Source organism: Agrobacterium sp. CCNWLW32 (genome assembly GCF_037083425.1).
Classification (GTDB): Bacteria; Pseudomonadota; Alphaproteobacteria; order Rhizobiales; family Rhizobiaceae; genus Agrobacterium; species Agrobacterium radiobacter.
The window spans coordinates 127,535-143,474 of record NZ_JBAOJM010000011.1 but is presented as its reverse complement, the minus strand read 5'-3'; the positions used below and the strand labels follow the sequence as shown (position 1 = coordinate 143,474).

The window sequence follows — 15,940 nt, the reverse complement described above, 5'->3', positions numbered from 1 at the left end:
ACCACTATGACCGCCTCCGCACCTCACAAATTGAAGCGCCGTTTCCTTGCCGATAAGAGCGGCAATTTCGGCATGATGACGGCCATTCTGCTGCCGGTCCTGCTGGGTTTTGCCGGCGCCGGCATGGAGTTGGCGAATGTGATGCAGGTGAAAGCCGATCTGCAGAATACCGCGGATTCTGCAGCCCTTGCGGCGGCGACCGAGGCCCGTTTGAAAATGGGCGACCTGACGGACGAGCAGATCAGGGCAATCGCCAAGAACTTCATTGCGGCCCAGATGGAAAAGAACCTGACCGTGGAAGAGAAAAAGGAACTGGAGCAGAACTCTCCAACCGCTATCACGACGACGGAAAATGCCCGCGGCAAGACCTACACCGTCGAGACGACGATCAACCACCGGGTACAGCTCAACCCACTGCTGGGGTTCATTGGCGCCAAAACACTCGATCTTTCGGTAACCGGTACCGCAAAGAGCACCGTCAACAAGGGCGCACCGATCTCCATGTATCTGGCACTTGACCGTTCCGGTTCGATGTCATTCAAGACGGATACCATCGATACGAAAAAAACGTCATGCCAGAACTATACGGCTGACAACTGGAATAAATATCCCAATCTGGGCAAGACATCGCCCTGCTATGTCAACAAGGCCACGTCGCTCAAAACCGCCGTCGGGTTTCTGGTCGCGACGTTGAACAAGGCCGATCCGACCTATACCGCCAACGGCGGTTCCGAGCTCGTTCGCACGGGTGCGTCGGTCTATACACATGAGACCTATGCCGCGCAGACCATCAGCTGGGGCACCAGCAGCGTTGCCAGCTATGTCGACAAACAAATCCCGGAATTTCCGTCCGGCGGCACCGACGCCCGCAGCAGCCTGAACGCCGCATATAACGCCCTTAAAAAAGCCAACCCGGATGAAGCGAAAGCACATAAAACGAAGGGGAGTGAATCCTTCGAGCGCTATATCGTTCTCATGACCGACGGTGAAATGACGGGAAACAGCGCCGCGTGGAATTCGAGCATCGACCAGTCGGTACGCACCACCTGCGAGACTGCCAAGAAAGATGGGATCAAGATTTTCAGCGTCGCTTTCATGGCGCCGGACAAGGGTAAGTCGCTGCTGCAATATTGCGCATCCAGCATCGACAATTATTACGCCCCTGAAAACATGGAGCAGATCGTCACCGCATTTGGTGAAATCGCCCGCAAGGCAGCCGGCAGCATGGCCACGCTGACCAACTGACAAGCGCACAAGGAAATCCCCGGGGCGATATTGCTTCGGGGCTGATGTTGCCAGACTGCATGGCTGGCAAGACACGCACGGCAGGTGACAGCGGCGGCGGCCCGTGGCATAGGAGGGCCGCTCCCATTCACAGGCCCTGTCATGATCCGCATCGAAAATATCAGCAAGTCGAACAGTCACCGCATTCTCTACATCGAGGCCTCCGCCGCGCTCAATCGCGGCGAGAAGATCGGTCTTGTCGGTCCGAACGGCGCCGGAAAGACCACGCTGTTCCGGATGATAACGGGTGAAGAGCAGCCCGATGAGGGCCAGGTCGTTGTCGAGAAGGGCATGACGGTCGGTTATTTCGATCAGGATGTCGGTGAAATGTCCGGCCGCTCTGCCGTCGCCGAAGTCATGGAAGGCGCAGGCCCGGTCAGTGAAGTGGCAGCCGAACTTCGCGAATTGGAAGCAGCCATGTCCGATCCCGACCGGATGGACGAGATGGACGCCATCATCGAACGCTACGGCGAAGTGCAGGCGCGTTATGAGGAGCTGGACGGCTACGCACTGGAAGGCCGCGCCCGCGAGGTGCTGGACGGGCTGAGCTTCAGCCAGGAGATGATGGACGGCGATGTTTCCAAGCTTTCCGGCGGCTGGAAGATGCGCGTGGCGCTTGCCCGCATTCTTCTGATGCGCCCGGATGTGATGCTGCTCGACGAACCCTCGAACCATCTCGATCTTGAAAGCCTGATCTGGCTCGAGGACTTCCTGAAGAATTATGACGGCGCGCTGCTGATGACCTCGCATGACCGCGAATTCATGAACCGCATCGTCACCAAGATCATCGAAATCGATGCCGGCAACCTCACCACCTATTCCGGTGATTACGGCTTTTACGAACAGCAGCGCGCGCAGAACGAAAAGCAGCAGCAGGCGCAGTTCGAACGCCAGCAGGCCATGCTCGCCAAGGAAATCAAGTTCATCGAACGCTTCAAGGCCCGCGCTTCTCACGCTTCGCAGGTGCAGAGCCGTGTGAAGAAACTCGAGAAGATCGACCGCGTCGAGCCGCCAAAACGGCGTCAGACAGTTGCTTTCGAATTCGCGCCGGCGCCTCGCTCCGGCGAGGATGTCGTGGCGCTGAAGAAGGTCAACAAGGCCTATGGCAGCCGCACGATCTATGGTGAGCTGGACTTCATGGTGCGGCGCAAGGAGCGCTGGTGCATCATGGGCGTCAACGGCGCTGGAAAGTCGACGCTGCTGAAACTGGTGACCGGCACGGCGGAACCGGATTCCGGCAATGTCACCCTCGGCGCCAGCGTCAAGCTTGGCTATTTCGCCCAGCATGCCATGGATGTGCTGGATGGCGACAGCACCATTCTCGAATGGCTGGAGGAGCGTTTTCCGAAGGCGGGTCAAGCGCCGTTGCGCGCCCTTGCTGGCTGTTTCGGCTTTTCCGGCGACGACGTGGAAAAACGCTGCCGTGTTCTTTCCGGCGGTGAAAAAGCCCGTCTCGTCATGGCCGCCATGCTGTTCGATCCGCCGAACTTCCTCGTGCTGGACGAGCCGACGAACCACCTTGATCTCGACACCAAGGAAATGCTGATCAAGGCCCTGTCGGGTTATGAAGGCACGATGCTCTTCGTTTCGCACGATCGCCATTTCCTGGCCGCGCTCTCGAACAGGGTGCTAGAACTGACGCCTGATGGTATCCACCAATATGGCGGCGGCTATACCGAATATGTCGAAAGCACGGGACAGGAAGCGCCGGGCCTTCGCAGCTAAGCCACCTGCCGGACCCACCGCCCTGTAACGGCAGCTTTCGTTTGGAGACTGGAGAAACAGATGCGGATCGTGGTCTACAGCGCCAAACCCTATGACAGGCAGTTCCTTGACGCCGCCGCCCGCCCTGGCATGCGGATGCAATATTGCGAAGCACGCCTGTCTCCCGAGACCGTGGCGCTGGCGGAGGGAGCGACGGCGATCTGCGCCTTCGTGAATGACGACCTGTCGCGACCGGTGCTTGAGAAGCTGGCGGAAATGGGTGTTCGGCTCATTGCTCTACGTTGCGCCGGTTTCAATCAGGTCGACCTCGCCACTGCCGAAAAGCTCGGCCTGACCGTTGCGCGCGTCCCGGCCTATTCGCCCTATGCGGTTGCCGAACACACCATGGCGCTCATCCTGTCGCTCAACCGCAAGATTCACCGCGCCTATAACCGTGTCCGTGAAGGAAACTTCGCCCTTGATGGGCTGCTTGGCTTCGATCTTCACGGCAAGACCGTCGGCATTGTGGGTACGGGGAAGATTGGGGCGATTTTCGCGCGCATTGTGGCCGGTTTCGGCTGCCGTCTCGTCGGCCACGATCTCCGGCCAAATCCCGATTGCGAGGCGCTGGGCATGGAATATGTCACGCGCGAGGAACTGTTCCAGACATCGGACATTCTGGCGCTGATGTGCCCACTCACACCGGAGACCCGTCACCTCATTCGCAGGGAGACACTGCCGCTGCTAAAAAAGGGCGTGATGCTCGTCAATACCAGCCGCGGCGCCATCATCAACACGCAGGCCGCGATTGCGGGTCTGAAAGACGGCACGATCGGCAGCCTCGGCATCGATGTCTATGAAGAAGAAGCCGATCTCTTTTTCGAGGACCTTTCCAATGACGTGCTGCGCGATGACGTTTTCGCCCGATTGCTGACCTTCCCCAATGTCCTGGTGACCGGCCATCAGGGCTTCTTCACGCAGGAAGCCCTCACGAACATCGCGGACACCACGATCGGCAATATCGAGAGCTTTTTCAGAACCGGCAGGGCGTTGCATGCCGTTTCCACGGAACAGTTTGCCGGCCCAGCCTAGTATCTCCTGCCAGAGTCGGGAAGATTTTAATGCCATCCTGCCCGACTTCTGCAGGAAAGCGGGTAAAATTGGTATGATCATTGAGTTTTATTGAAATTCATCATACATATTTGACAGGCTCCACGCCTGCCTCGATTTTAATGCATGGTGACCGACGTGCCTGAACAGCAAAAACAGCGCAGCAAATCCTCCGGTTCTCTGGTCAGCAGAGTTAGCCTCAGCCTGAGAAACGCGATTGCCTCAGGGCAATACGGACCCGGTGACCGCTTGCCCAGCGAAATCGAGATGACGGAAACCCATGGTGTCAGCCGCACCGTCGTGCGCGAGGCGGTCACGGCGCTACGCTGCGACGGGCTGGTAGAAGTTCGCCAGGGGGCAGGCATTTTCGTGCTGAAGCGTGAAAAGGAAGCGTCACCCACGCCCGGTATCGACCGCGCCCGCCTCTCTTCCGATCTGGAAGTGCTGGAAATCAGGACGCCGCTCGAAATCGAAGCGGCGGGGCTCGCCGCCCTTCGCCGCTCGCCATCGCAGGAGGAGGCGATTTTCGACTGTCACGCCCGGCTTCTGCAATGTATCGAAGAAAACCGCTCCATTCGCGAAGCCGATCTCGCGCTGCATCTGGCCATTGCGGCCGCCACCAACAATCCGCTCTTCACACAGTTTCTCGAACTGCACGGCCAGGCCGTGATTCCACAATCGCGCGTGGTTTCCGAAACCGCGGAGAACGACCAGACAGCTTACCGGCGATTGATCCACAAGGAGCATGAAGCCATCGTCATCGCCATATCCGACCGAAACGAACAGGCCGCGAAGCTGGCGATGCAGGCGCATCTGCGGGGCAGCCAGCACCGCTACCGCGACATGATGCGAGACCTGCGCGGCATCGCGCACAGCTAAGGGATTTCCGGTAAACTGCGTCGTCGCTCTATGCTCTGAAGGGCGCGATCAGGAACTACGGCGCTTCCCGCAGATCCGCACCCCAGACCTCGATCTGCGTCAGTGCGGGAAAGGGCGAAGGATCGTCCGCTTTCTTGAGATCGTGCAGACGGATCCACTCCACCCGGCGCGGCACGACCGGAAAACTCTGGGCAGCCCCGGTTTTTTGCAGGGAAAAGCTCGCGCTTTCACCGTCAGAAAAAGTGACGCTCGCTTTTTCCCACCAGGCATCATGGGGGAAATCCGCCCTCAGATAAAAGGTCAACTGGTCGATGAGGACTGCGCGGCCGAATACGAGCGTCAACGAGGCTTCGGGATCGCGGTTGATGCCCCAGCTGGTATAGGGCCAGAAACCATGACCAGCGCTTGCCTTTTCGCCATCAATGACATTGCGGGCCGCAAAGGCCGCCTCCCCGCGCGTTTCGGTGCTCGCATAGACATGCGGAAACAGCGAGGTGTTTTCATGATCATCAAACGGGTTCAGGGCCAGATTCCTGCGAACTCCAATCTCGCCGGCAAGTGTGCGGCGGGCAGCGATCCGGTGAAGGTTACCGCTGAAGGCCTGCGGCGGATAGGATTTGCGCTTTGCAGCGGAAGGAACAGGCAGGATGAACTCGTTCCCGTGCAAGAAAACCAGCGTCGGCGGCATGCCGGCATCGAGCGCGAGCCAGATGTGGCCTGGCTGCGAAACCGCGACGACAAGCCTGTCTCCCTCGCAATATTCTGCGCGATAGACTAGCAAAGCTTCATCCTCCGCTCCGGCTTCCGCCAGAACATCTCCCGCCGCATTGACGACCTTGAGTGTGAGCTTCATCGGCACTTCCTTAACTGATCGTCAGGCACAGACGTCCGGCTTTGATGGGAATGAGAACGCGATAGATTTCCGGCGGCCAGGACTGGCGAAGGCGGGCATCGTTGATTGTTATGGCTTCGATGACAGGCTCTCCTGCGCCTTCGCAGGCTATCTCTCCCAGCCCCGCAAAGACCAGGCCACCCGGCATGAGGGCAGGTTTTTCGGCGACCATGAGCGACAGAACCGCCTCCCGGCCGCCCAGATAGTCGTCAACGACCTCCACATGGCTGCCACGCAGCAGTCGGACGCGGCGACGATAGTGTTCAACACCCGCGACGCTGGGATAAGCCCCGGCCATATCGAGAGAAAATTCCGCCTCTTCTTCAGAAAACCTGGTCACAAAATCTGCAGCTGCAAACTCTGCCCCGGCGACCTGCATGACGCCGCCGAAAGTCGGCAGATTGTGAAAGGCCGACTGCATCGTCCAGATGTCATAGCGCTGCGGCGAGAAGGTTTTTGCAGTGTAGGTTTCCACCCCGACATCGATGATGAACGGCCTGCCGTTCTTATAAAGCGTGAAGCTGCCGACATCGTTGTGGTTATGGCTCTCGCCATTATTGTCCGCCTTCACGGCAAGATCGAAAACTCCGTCGCGGGCAATCGCCAGACCGATGCCGGGATAGACGATGTCGGTCTTTGCGGGGTCGGCGGCAGTGAGCGCAGACAATTCCTGTGTGGCCAGAACCGCCTGGACACGATACCAGAGGTTCCACTCCTTGTGCATAAGCCGGTCCGGCGAGCGGTTCCAGCAGGCGGTAGCGAAAGTCTGGAGTGACGGCGAAGAAACGGCCTTGCCGAAAAGATATTCCCGCACGCCGGATGTCTCGATCTTCGCCGGCGCATCGGCGAAGTTGAAAAACTTGTCCCCCGCCACATGCATGTTGACGATGAATTCGGCCATGTTGCGAAGCTTCGGCGCATGAAAGAGCGGTGCCATGGAGCCGGGCGCGGAGGTTTCGAGAATGCTCATCGCCCCGAACATACAAAGTGCCGCATGACCGTAATAAAGAACACCCTCTTCGCAGGCGCCGTCTTCTGCATAATCCTTCTGAAAGGCATCTAGACTCTTGAGCGCCTTTTCGACGACCGAACGTCTCGTCGGCTGGTCAGTGGGAGATAGCATGGTCGAGAGAAGAACATTCTGGGTGATCCAGGCCGTCCAGTTGTTCATTCGCTCGTCGCCATTCCCCATCCACCAGAAATGCCGGGCTAGATAGGGTTTTGTTATACGCTGATCGATCCCGGCGCGGACCCGCGAAACGAGATTTGTATTTGCCCGCTCCAGCTCCGGTGCGAGCAAATGCAGGCACACAGCGAGGTTGGCGCCCGTTTCAGCAGCAAACAGGTCTATCACCGGATTTTGCGGATCGGGCAGAGGATCTCGTGGGCCGCCGCGAATATGGGAGTTATGGGCGGGCAATTGCCAGCCGCTCTCTTCGCATATCAGCCAGAGACCATCGATGATGGCATCGAGAAAACGGCCCTGCCCTTCGGCGCATTCCCCCAGAACCAGCGCGTTCAGCTTCAGTCGCCGGGAAAAATAAAGCGCCTCGAAACGATCGCGATTGCCAGTACGGCTATATTCCCGGTAATCGCCCGCCAAAATGACGGACCACGGCTCGCCAAGCGCCTTTTCCGCCGCCTCGACGAGGCTGCGGCAAACCGTATCCGGCGCTGAAGACCGTATTTTTTCCACCGTCAGTTCCACACCGAAATCGGCGAACCGTTCGGGCAGGAGCCGCATCATTTCGACAAACACGCCCTCAAACCTCCCGCGCGTTCCGCAATCCGATATGCGGCTCCTATCATACGTATTTCTAGAAAACCAGAAAATTTGTCTGACTTTATGCAAAGTTGTTTGACCAATATTGATATTGTGTTATCCAGAGCGCGGGAGGCGGCAGGGTGAAGACCCCGGTCGTAATGGAAAACGCAGCAGCCGACACCGATGACGCGGTGAAACGGCAGCAATGGGAGGTAGGCTGTGGCAATCGCAACCGCGACCATGTCCGACAAGCAGGCGGTTCCGTATGGGAAGAAGAAAGTCCGGGTCGTCTCCAAACGGCGGCGCAGGATCGAAAATGCGCTCGTCGCCTATTCCTTCATTGCACCCAATTTTATCGGCTTTGCGATTTTCACGCTCGGGCCGATCCTCTTCGCCTTTGCGCTGGCCTTCATGCATTGGGATGGCTCCAATGCAATGCGTTTCGCCGGCCTCGATAACTTCTGGCGGCTTTTCGAAGACAGGGCCTTCATCGCTGCCTTCTGGAACACGGTCATCTACACGGTCGCATCGGTGCCGGCGACGCTCGCCTGCGCGCTGGGGCTTGCGATCCTGCTCAACCAGAAAATCCGCGGCCGCAATTTCTTTCGTACCGCGATGTTCTTTCCCTATGTCGCATCGCTGGTCGCCGTGGCCGTCGTCTGGAACATGATTTTCAATCCGGAAATGGGTCCGGTCAACATGCTGCTTTATACGCTCGGCCTTGATCCCGCCGATATGCCGGGATGGGCGGCGGACCGGCACTGGGCCATGGTCACGGTCATTCTCTTCGGCGTGTGGAAGAGCATGGGCTATTACATGGTCATCTATCTCGCCGGGCTGCAGGGCATCAATTCGGAGCTTTACGAAGCGGCGGGGCTGGATGGCGCCAATGCCTGGCAGAAATTCATCCACGTCACCCTGCCGCAGCTTGCACCGACCACCTTCTTCGTCACCGTCATGCTGACGATCCAGTCCTTCAAGGTTTTCGATCAGGTCTATATGATCACGCAGGGCGGGCCGGGCACCTCGACGCTGGTTCTCGTCTATCACATATACAATGAGGCCTTCATTTCTTGGGATCTCGGCTATTCCAGCATGATCGCGCTCGTCCTGTTTTTCCTGGTCCTTGTCGTCACCATCGTCCAGTTCAAACGGCAGCGGGAGGATTGATCCATGCGCATCATGGGCCGTAAAATCCCCACCGCGACGATCGGTATCTATCTGACCGTCATCGTCGTCACCATCGTCATGCTTTTGCCCTTCGCATGGATGCTGTCGGCATCGCTGAAGCTCAGCCGTGATGTCTTCGCCTTCCCGATCGAATGGATACCCTCTCAGCCGCGCTGGGAGAACTACGTGGAAATCTGGACGAAGATCCCGCTGGCGCTGTTCATCTACAACACGTCGAAGCTGACGATCATCGTCACGCTGCTGCAATTGCTGACATCGAGCTTTGCGGCCTATGCCTTTGCCAAGCTGCATTTTCCCTACAAGAACACGTTGTTTCTCGGCTATATCGCCACCATCGCCATGCCCTGGCAGGTCTATATGGTGCCGCAATTCCTGCTGATGCGAGAATTCGGGCTCAACAACACCCATCTCGCCCTGATTTTCCTGCAAGCCTTCACCGCCTTCGGCGTTTTCCTGATGCGGCAGTTCTACATGTCGATCCCGAACGAGCTATGCGAAGCGGCCCGCATCGACGGCATGAACGAGTACCAGATCTGGGCGAAGATCATGCTGCCGCTTTCCAAACCGGCGCTTTCCACATTGACGATCTTCACCTTCGTCACAACCTGGAACGATTTTCTCGGGCCGATGATCTATCTCACCAAGACCGAGCTGAAGACCATTCAGATCGGTCTTCGCATGTTCATTTCGCAATATTCGGCCGAATACGGGTTGATCATGGCCGCGTCGGTCGTGGCGCTTATCCCGGTTCTCGTCGTTTTCCTGGCATTGCAGCGCTTCTTCGTCGAAGGCGTCGCTTCCACTGGCCTCAAGGGTTGATTTCATGCTCGATTTGACCACGTCCCTTCCAACCCCGATCACCATAGCGGAAATCGATGCTGCGCTGACGGCCGCCATCGCGCAGGTCAGGCGCAATCTGCCGCAATTCACCTACGCGGCGCAGAACCATTCGAGCGTGAAGAATTTTTACCCGGCAGTCGCCAACGACCAATGGACCGCCGGTTTCTGGCCGGGCCAGATATGGCTCGCCTTCGAACATACCGGCGACAGGACCTTTCAGCATGCGGCGCAAATACAGGTGCAGAGCTTCCTGCACCGTATCGAAAACCGCATCGAGACCGACCATCACGATATGGGTTTTCTCTATTCGCCCTCCTGCATCGCCGCATGGAAACTGGTGGGAGACGAAGACGGCAGGCGCGCGGCACTTATGGCGGCCGATCAGCTGATGGAGCGGTTCCAGCCCGTCGGGCAATTCATTCAGGCCTGGGGCCGCAGGGACAACCCCAACGAATATCGCTACATCATCGACTGCCTTTTGAACCTGCCGCTGCTTTATTGGGCTAGCCGCGAAACGGGCCGGGAAGACTACCGGACCGTCGCACTCGCCCATGCCCGCACCACACTTGCCCATTCCGTCCGGCCTGACGATTCCACCTATCATACATTTTACATGGACCCGGAAACCGGCGCGCCGGTGCGCGGCGTCACGAAGCAGGGTTATAGCGACGAGAGCTACTGGGCCCGTGGACAGGCCTGGGGCATCGCCGGCATGGCCATCTCCTATCGTTACGAGCGGCTGCCCGCGTATCGCGACACGTTCGAGCGGCTTCTGGCCTTCTATCTCAAACATCTGCCCGACGATCTCGTGCCCTATTGGGACCTGATCTTTGTCGATGGCGACGGTGAACCGCGCGACAGCTCGGCAGCCGCCATCGTCGCCTGCGGCCTCCTGGAAATGGCGGAGCTGGAGACGCCGGAAAAGGCGGGAGAATACCGCGATCTGGCGAGGCGCATGGTGAAAAGCCTCGCCGATATCTATTCGGTTCGCGATCCCGCGATCTCCAACGGGCAGCTTCTGCACGGCACCTATTCCAAGAAAACGCCCCATAATACCTGCCGGGGCGAAGGCGTCGATGAGTGCGTCTCATGGGGTGATTATTATTATCTGGAAGCGCTGATCCGGCTTTCGCGCAACTGGTCTTCCTATTGGTGAGCGCGAGGAACAGATGGCTAGCATTTCCCTGAAAAAACTCAACAAAACCTTCGGCGCACTCAAGGTCGTTCACGATATCGATCTGGATATTGCCGACAAGGAATTCATTATTCTGGTCGGCCCTTCCGGATGTGGAAAATCCACCACGCTCAGGATGATCGCCGGGCTGGAGGAAATTTCCGGCGGCGAGTTGCGCATCGGCGAAGACGTGATGAATGACGTGCCATCCAAGGATCGCGATATCGCCATGGTGTTCCAGAATTATGCGCTTTATCCGCATATGACCGTCTACAAGAACATGGCCTTCGGCCTGGAACTTAGGAAAGCGCCGCGCGATCTCATCGATACCAAGGTCAAGGAAGCGGCGAAAATTCTCGACATCACCCATCTGCTGAACCGCAAGCCCAAGGCGCTGTCCGGCGGCCAGCGCCAGCGTGTCGCTCTCGGCCGGGCGATGGTGCGCAATCCGGAAGTTTTCCTGCTCGACGAACCGCTTTCCAATCTGGACGCCAAGCTGCGCGGCACCATGCGGTCGGAAATTTCCAAGCTGCACAAGCGGCTGGACGCCACCTTCATTTACGTGACCCATGATCAGGTGGAAGCCATGACCATGGCGGATCGTATCGTGGTGATGAAGGACGGCCATATCCAGCAGGTGGATACGCCGCAAAACCTCTACGACCGGCCGATCAACATGTTCGTCGCGGGTTTCATCGGCGCACCACAGATGAACATGCTCCCCGTGACGCTACGCCGTGACGGGGACCGTTTCACCGCCCTGTTCGACGGCACTTCCCTGCCGCTGCCAGCCGAAATCGATGCCGGGCGTCTGCGACCTTACGAGGAAAAGGACATCATTCTCGGCATCCGACCGGAAAATTTCCACGAATTCGCCCCCGCGGATATCGATGCCGGCAATGTTTCTCCCTTCGCGGCCGCCGTGGAACTGGCGGAGCCAATGGGATCGGAAGTGCATCTCAACCTCGTCTCCGGCGGCAGAAACCTTGTTGCGCGCGTCTCACCACGTTTCAGGGCAAAGATCGGCGATCCCGTCGAACTGGTGGCCGATCTGACGAATGCGCAGCTTTTCGATCCTGTCACCGAACGATCGATCCTTTACTGACGCGGCCGGGAGAAACGCGATGCAATGGCTGGAAGGGTTATGGACGAAGGAAGGAGCCGGGATCGACAAGAACGCCCCGCCACTGACCGGCCTTGCGCTCTTCCTGGATATCCTCAAACGCGAATGGTGGGAGATGGTGAAGCTCAACATCCTCTTCATCATCGCCAGTCTGCCGGTGGTGACGATGCCGGCGGCGATGTTCGCCATGGCCCGCATCTGTGTGTCCTTCGCGGACGATAAAAATACCTATCTGCTACGTGACTTTCTCGAAGCCCTGCGAAAACTCGCCCTGCGCGGCACCGCGCTTGTGGTGTTAAGCGCATTGCTGGTGAGCGCCGGTACTTATGCGACTGTCAGTTATGCCGGGGCCGCCCGGCTTCAGCTCGCTTACAGCCTGCCTTTTGCGATCAGCCTGGCGGTAACGCTATTCCTCATCCTCCTCAGTGCCTATGCCAGTGTTGTTCTGGCCAGGCAGCAGGACCTGCCACTTTCGGAAACCCTGCGGCAGGCGGCATTTCTTGCACTCACGAAACCGTTGCCGATGTTGGCGGCGCTCGGGTTCGTCGCAGCGCTCTGGCTCGCACATATCCTTTTTTATCCGGTGTCCGTGTTCATGCCGGCAACCATCAATTTTTCGCTCGGCATGTTCGCCCTGTGTTTCGCGGCGAGAAACGCCGCCGCGAAAACGCGTGTGCGGATGCCCGAACCGGCGGGGAGCGGCACTTAAGGCAGACCAAAATCAAAACGACATCAGTCAGGGAAGGAGAAACGGGCTATGGAGTTTACGACAACCAGACGTGCATTTGCTCTCGCAACCGCCGGTCTCGGCATTGCGATCGGCATGGGAGGAACCGCGCTTGCTGCGGGTGATGCACCCGTCACGCTTAAATGGGCGTTGTGGGATCTGGATAAGGGCGCTTATTTCAAGCCCTTGATGGAGGCCTACAAGCAGAAGCATCCGAATGTGACGTTCGAGGTGGTGGACCTCGGCTCGCAGGACTATACGCAGATGATATCCACGCAGCTGACCGGCGGCTCCAAGGATATTGATGTCGTCACCATCAAGGATGTGCCCGGCTACGCCAATCTGGTGCGCGCCGGCAACATCACCGATCTCAGCGGCTTCATCAAGGACCAGAAGATCGAGACGGCCCCCTATGGCGGCCTGATCGAGGAACTGACCATCGATGGCAAGATTTATGCTTTGCCGTTCCGCTCGGATTTCTGGGTGGTCTATTACAACAAGGATATTTTCGACAAGGCGGGCGTGCCTTACCCCAGCAATGACATGAGCTGGGCGCAATTCGATGAAATCGCCGGCAAGCTGAAGAGCGGCATGGGTGCCAACCGCACCTATGGCGCGCTGCTGCACACCTGGCGTTCGACGGTGCAGCTGCCGGGCATTCAGGATGGCAAACACACGCTGGTGGACGGCAATTATGAATTCCTGAAACCCTGGTATGAGCGTGCGCTTGCCCTGCAGAAAAGCGGCGCGATACCGTCCTATGCCTCGCTGAAAACATCCAACACCCACTATTCCGCCCTGTTCTTCAACGGAACGATCGGCATGTTGCCCATGGGCACATGGTTCGTCGGAACCCAGATCGCCAAGGTAAAATCGGGCGAGTCGAAAAGCGCCAACTGGGGCATCGTGAAATTCCCCCATCCGGATGGGGTCGCGGCAGGCGCGACGGCCGCGCAGATTGCCGGATTGTCGGTGAATGCCAATTCCGGCCACAAGGAAGCGGCGCTGGATTTCATCCACTTCGTCACCGGACCTGAGGGTGCGGCGATCATTGCCTCCACCGGCACTTTCCCTGCACTCAGAACCGACGATGTTGCCGAGAAGATCGCAGCGCTGCCGGGCTTCCCGCAGGATCAGGGCAGCAAGGACGCGTTGCAGGCGGGCAAGGCCTATCTGGAAATGGCGGTCAACCCGAATGCGGCCAAGATCGAGGTCGTTTTGAACCGCGTGCATGATGCGCTGATGACCGACAATATCTCCATCGATGACGGCATCAAGGACATGAATGACGGCGTCAAAGCCATCAAATAATTACCACGGGGGCCGTGGGCGATAAGCCCGCGGCCCTTCCTTTGATCATGAATTCCGGACATTCATAACCGTGCCTCACGAGACCGCCACAGCCAATCCGCTCTTTCACAATCCGCTGCTCAGCAGGGACGATCTCGCAAAGGCGGTGATCGATCTCTTCAACCCGCTGCTTGCCTATTTTTCGCCCGGCGGCGCGCGTGTACGGCTCGGTGCAACCGGGGCGATTTTCGATTTTCCTGCGGCGGAACTGGAGGGTTTTGCCCGCCCACTGTGGGGCATCGTCCCGCTTGCCGCCGGTGGTTATGACTTTCCGCACTGGGATCTCTATCGGCGTGGACTGGCCAATGGCACCGACCCGGCTCACCCCGAATATTGGGGCGATACCGCCGACCGGCACCAGCGGCTGGTCGAACTGGCGGCCATAGGATTTGCGCTCGCCATGGTTCCCGAGCATATCTGGGAGCCACTCGCCGAAACGGACAAACAGGCTGTCGTCGCCTATCTGCTGGCCGCCCGCGAGCGGGAATTCGTCGACAATAACTGGAAATTCTTCCGCGTCCTGATCGATCTCGGACTGGAAAAGGTGGGTGTGGAATTCGACCGCGCTAAGACCCAGACCTATCTCGATGAGCTCGAGGCTTTCGATATCGGCAATGGCTGGTATCGAGACGGGCCCGTGCGCCGGGTCGATCATTATATTCCCTTCGCCATGCATTTTTACGGTCTGATCTATACCGTGCTGGCGAAAGGGGACGACGCGCGAAAAACACGGTTGCTGGAACGCTCGCACATCTTCGCCCGCGACATGCGCCACTGGTTCGGGCCGGACGGAGCCTCGCTCGCCTTCGGGCGCAGCCAGACCTATCGTTTTGCTGCAGGCGGTTTCTGGGGCGCTCTCGCCTTTTCAGGTTTGGAAGCGCTGCCGTGGCCGGAGATCAAGGGCTACTACATGCGCCATATCCGCTGGTGGTCGAAGCGGCCTATCGCCGATCACGATGGCGTCCTGTCAGTTGGATACGCCTATCCGAACCTTCTGATGAGCGAGAGCTATAATTCTCCCTGTTCGCCCTATTGGGCGCTCAAATTTTTCCTGCCGCTGGCTCTGCCCGCCGATCATCCCTTCTGGGATGCGGAAGAAGCCGAACCGCAGGCGTTTAGCGAACCGGTTGCCTTACCGGAGCCGGGCATGGTGGCCTTTCATACACCCGGCAATATCGTGGTTCTATCCTCCGGACAGCAGCACGACAGGATGCGCGGCGCGCAGGAAAAATATTCAAAATTCGTCTATTCCACCCGTTATGCCTTCAATATCGAGGCGGATGACCGGCATTTTGCCGCCGCGAGTTTTGACGGCATGCTCGGCCTTTCCGACGATGGGGTGCACTTCCGCACCCGCGAGACGATGGAAGAGGCGTTGATTGCCAAAGACTGCCTCTATTCCCGCTGGCGGCCATGGGCGGATGTCGAGATCGAGACCTGGCTCGTGCCGCAAAACCCCTGGCACATAAGGCTGCACCGCATCCGCACCCCACGCCCCTTGCAAACATCAGAAGGCGGATTTGCCATAGAGCGGGCCGATTTCAATAGCGACCGCACCGAGGCGGGCGAAGGTCGCGCCGTCTGTTACGGACAGACTGACACCAGCATCATCGCCGATCTTTCGGCCGGTATTCGGCGCGAAGGCCTATGCCATCAGGCAATCGCCAATACCAACCTTATCCACGCAAGAACCCTTGTTCCGCAATTGCGCGGCACCATCGCCTCCGGCGAAACGCTGCTGGTGACGGCGGCCATGGCACTGCCGGCTGGCAAAGAGGCCGAGGCCGCATTGGCTGCCCTTCCCGATATTCCTGATCTCGCAGGGCTGGAAAAGATGTTCAAGCGGAAAGGACGGCGCGTTCCCGCCCATGCTCTCGATGAAAACCGCGCAGGCTGACGGA

General features: G+C 58.5%; 13 protein-coding genes. 11 read left to right on the top strand and 2 right to left on the bottom strand.

Annotated features, from left to right (window positions below):
* Nucleotides 1–6: 6 nt before the first annotated feature.
* The 4 genes from V6R85_RS20415 (at nt 7) to V6R85_RS20400 (ending at nt 4,977) form a co-directional block, all read left to right on the top strand.
* Nucleotides 7–1,245: a vWA domain-containing protein gene (locus V6R85_RS20415; protein ID WP_003506025.1), complete on the top strand. Its 1,239-nt coding sequence runs from the start codon at nt 7–9 to the stop codon at nt 1,243–1,245.
* A 141-nt stretch (nt 1,246–1,386) separates the two neighbouring features.
* Nucleotides 1,387–3,009, top strand: coding sequence for an ABC-F family ATP-binding cassette domain-containing protein (locus V6R85_RS20410; protein WP_003506023.1), 1,623 nt, complete (start codon nt 1,387–1,389; stop codon nt 3,007–3,009).
* Nucleotides 3,010–3,069: 60 nt separating this feature from the next.
* On the top strand, nt 3,070–4,080 hold the full coding sequence (locus V6R85_RS20405; RefSeq protein ID WP_060723100.1) for a 2-hydroxyacid dehydrogenase: 1,011 nt from the start codon (nt 3,070–3,072) through the stop codon (nt 4,078–4,080).
* A gap of 144 nt (nt 4,081–4,224) precedes the next feature.
* Nucleotides 4,225–4,977: a FadR/GntR family transcriptional regulator gene (locus V6R85_RS20400; protein WP_111792399.1), complete on the top strand. Its 753-nt coding sequence runs from the start codon at nt 4,225–4,227 to the stop codon at nt 4,975–4,977.
* A gap of 55 nt (nt 4,978–5,032) precedes the next feature.
* Here the strand turns inward: V6R85_RS20400 and V6R85_RS20395 are convergent, their stop codons facing one another.
* Both V6R85_RS20395 and V6R85_RS20390 read right to left on the bottom strand, forming a co-directional pair.
* Nucleotides 5,033–5,830, bottom strand: coding sequence for a hypothetical protein (locus V6R85_RS20395; RefSeq protein ID WP_060723098.1), 798 nt, complete (start codon nt 5,828–5,830; stop codon nt 5,033–5,035).
* A gap of 10 nt (nt 5,831–5,840) precedes the next feature.
* Nucleotides 5,841–7,628, bottom strand: a complete 1,788-nt coding sequence (locus V6R85_RS20390; protein WP_175281391.1) for a heparinase II/III domain-containing protein — start codon at nt 7,626–7,628, stop codon at nt 5,841–5,843.
* A 246-nt stretch (nt 7,629–7,874) separates the two neighbouring features.
* On the opposite strand from V6R85_RS20390, the gene V6R85_RS20385 reads away from it, so the two are divergent.
* The 7 genes from V6R85_RS20385 to V6R85_RS20355 all read left to right on the top strand — a co-directional run bounded on the left by V6R85_RS20385 (nt 7,875) and on the right by V6R85_RS20355 (nt 15,936).
* Nucleotides 7,875–8,804, top strand: coding sequence for a carbohydrate ABC transporter permease (locus V6R85_RS20385; protein WP_112357198.1), 930 nt, complete (start codon nt 7,875–7,877; stop codon nt 8,802–8,804).
* 3 nt (nt 8,805–8,807) lie between these two features.
* Complete coding sequence (locus V6R85_RS20380; protein ID WP_003506013.1) at nt 8,808–9,644, top strand: carbohydrate ABC transporter permease; 837 nt, start codon at nt 8,808–8,810, stop codon at nt 9,642–9,644.
* A 4-nt stretch (nt 9,645–9,648) separates the two neighbouring features.
* Nucleotides 9,649–10,821: a glycoside hydrolase family 88 protein gene (locus tag V6R85_RS20375; protein WP_336377178.1), complete on the top strand. Its 1,173-nt coding sequence runs from the start codon at nt 9,649–9,651 to the stop codon at nt 10,819–10,821.
* Nucleotides 10,822–10,834: 13 nt separating this feature from the next.
* A complete protein-coding gene (locus V6R85_RS20370; RefSeq protein ID WP_112357185.1) occupies nt 10,835–11,944 on the top strand; it encodes an ABC transporter ATP-binding protein in 1,110 nt (369 codons plus the stop codon).
* A 19-nt stretch (nt 11,945–11,963) separates the two neighbouring features.
* Nucleotides 11,964–12,671 carry a DUF624 domain-containing protein gene (locus tag V6R85_RS20365; protein WP_065695008.1) on the top strand — a complete coding sequence of 236 codons (708 nt, stop codon included), beginning with the start codon at nt 11,964–11,966 and terminating at the stop codon, nt 12,669–12,671.
* 48 nt (nt 12,672–12,719) lie between these two features.
* The gene (locus V6R85_RS20360; RefSeq protein WP_111834225.1) at nt 12,720–14,000 is read left to right on the top strand and encodes an ABC transporter substrate-binding protein; all 1,281 of its coding nucleotides are present in this window, start codon (nt 12,720–12,722) and stop codon (nt 13,998–14,000) included.
* A 70-nt stretch (nt 14,001–14,070) separates the two neighbouring features.
* Entirely contained in the window at nt 14,071–15,936 is a 1,866-nt protein-coding gene (locus V6R85_RS20355; protein WP_336377177.1) for a DUF2264 domain-containing protein, read from the top strand.
* The last annotated feature ends 4 nt before the right edge of the window (nt 15,937–15,940 follow it).

What these genes read in the sequence shown, in the direction of transcription:
- V6R85_RS20415 (WP_003506025.1), top strand. Translation starts at nt 7, where the DNA reads ATGACCGCCTCCGCACCTCACAAATTGAAGCGCCGTTTCCTTGCCGAT.
- V6R85_RS20410 (WP_003506023.1), top strand. Translation starts at nt 1,387, where the DNA reads ATGATCCGCATCGAAAATATCAGCAAGTCGAACAGTCACCGCATTCTC.
- V6R85_RS20405 (WP_060723100.1), top strand. Translation starts at nt 3,070, where the DNA reads ATGCGGATCGTGGTCTACAGCGCCAAACCCTATGACAGGCAGTTCCTT.
- V6R85_RS20400 (WP_111792399.1), top strand. Translation starts at nt 4,225, where the DNA reads ATGGTGACCGACGTGCCTGAACAGCAAAAACAGCGCAGCAAATCCTCC.
- V6R85_RS20395 (WP_060723098.1), bottom strand. Translation starts at nt 5,830, where the DNA reads ATGAAGCTCACACTCAAGGTCGTCAATGCGGCGGGAGATGTTCTGGCG.
- V6R85_RS20385 (WP_112357198.1), top strand. Translation starts at nt 7,875, where the DNA reads ATGTCCGACAAGCAGGCGGTTCCGTATGGGAAGAAGAAAGTCCGGGTC.
- V6R85_RS20380 (WP_003506013.1), top strand. Translation starts at nt 8,808, where the DNA reads ATGCGCATCATGGGCCGTAAAATCCCCACCGCGACGATCGGTATCTAT.
- V6R85_RS20375 (WP_336377178.1), top strand. Translation starts at nt 9,649, where the DNA reads ATGCTCGATTTGACCACGTCCCTTCCAACCCCGATCACCATAGCGGAA.
- V6R85_RS20370 (WP_112357185.1), top strand. Translation starts at nt 10,835, where the DNA reads ATGGCTAGCATTTCCCTGAAAAAACTCAACAAAACCTTCGGCGCACTC.
- V6R85_RS20365 (WP_065695008.1), top strand. Translation starts at nt 11,964, where the DNA reads ATGCAATGGCTGGAAGGGTTATGGACGAAGGAAGGAGCCGGGATCGAC.
- V6R85_RS20360 (WP_111834225.1), top strand. Translation starts at nt 12,720, where the DNA reads ATGGAGTTTACGACAACCAGACGTGCATTTGCTCTCGCAACCGCCGGT.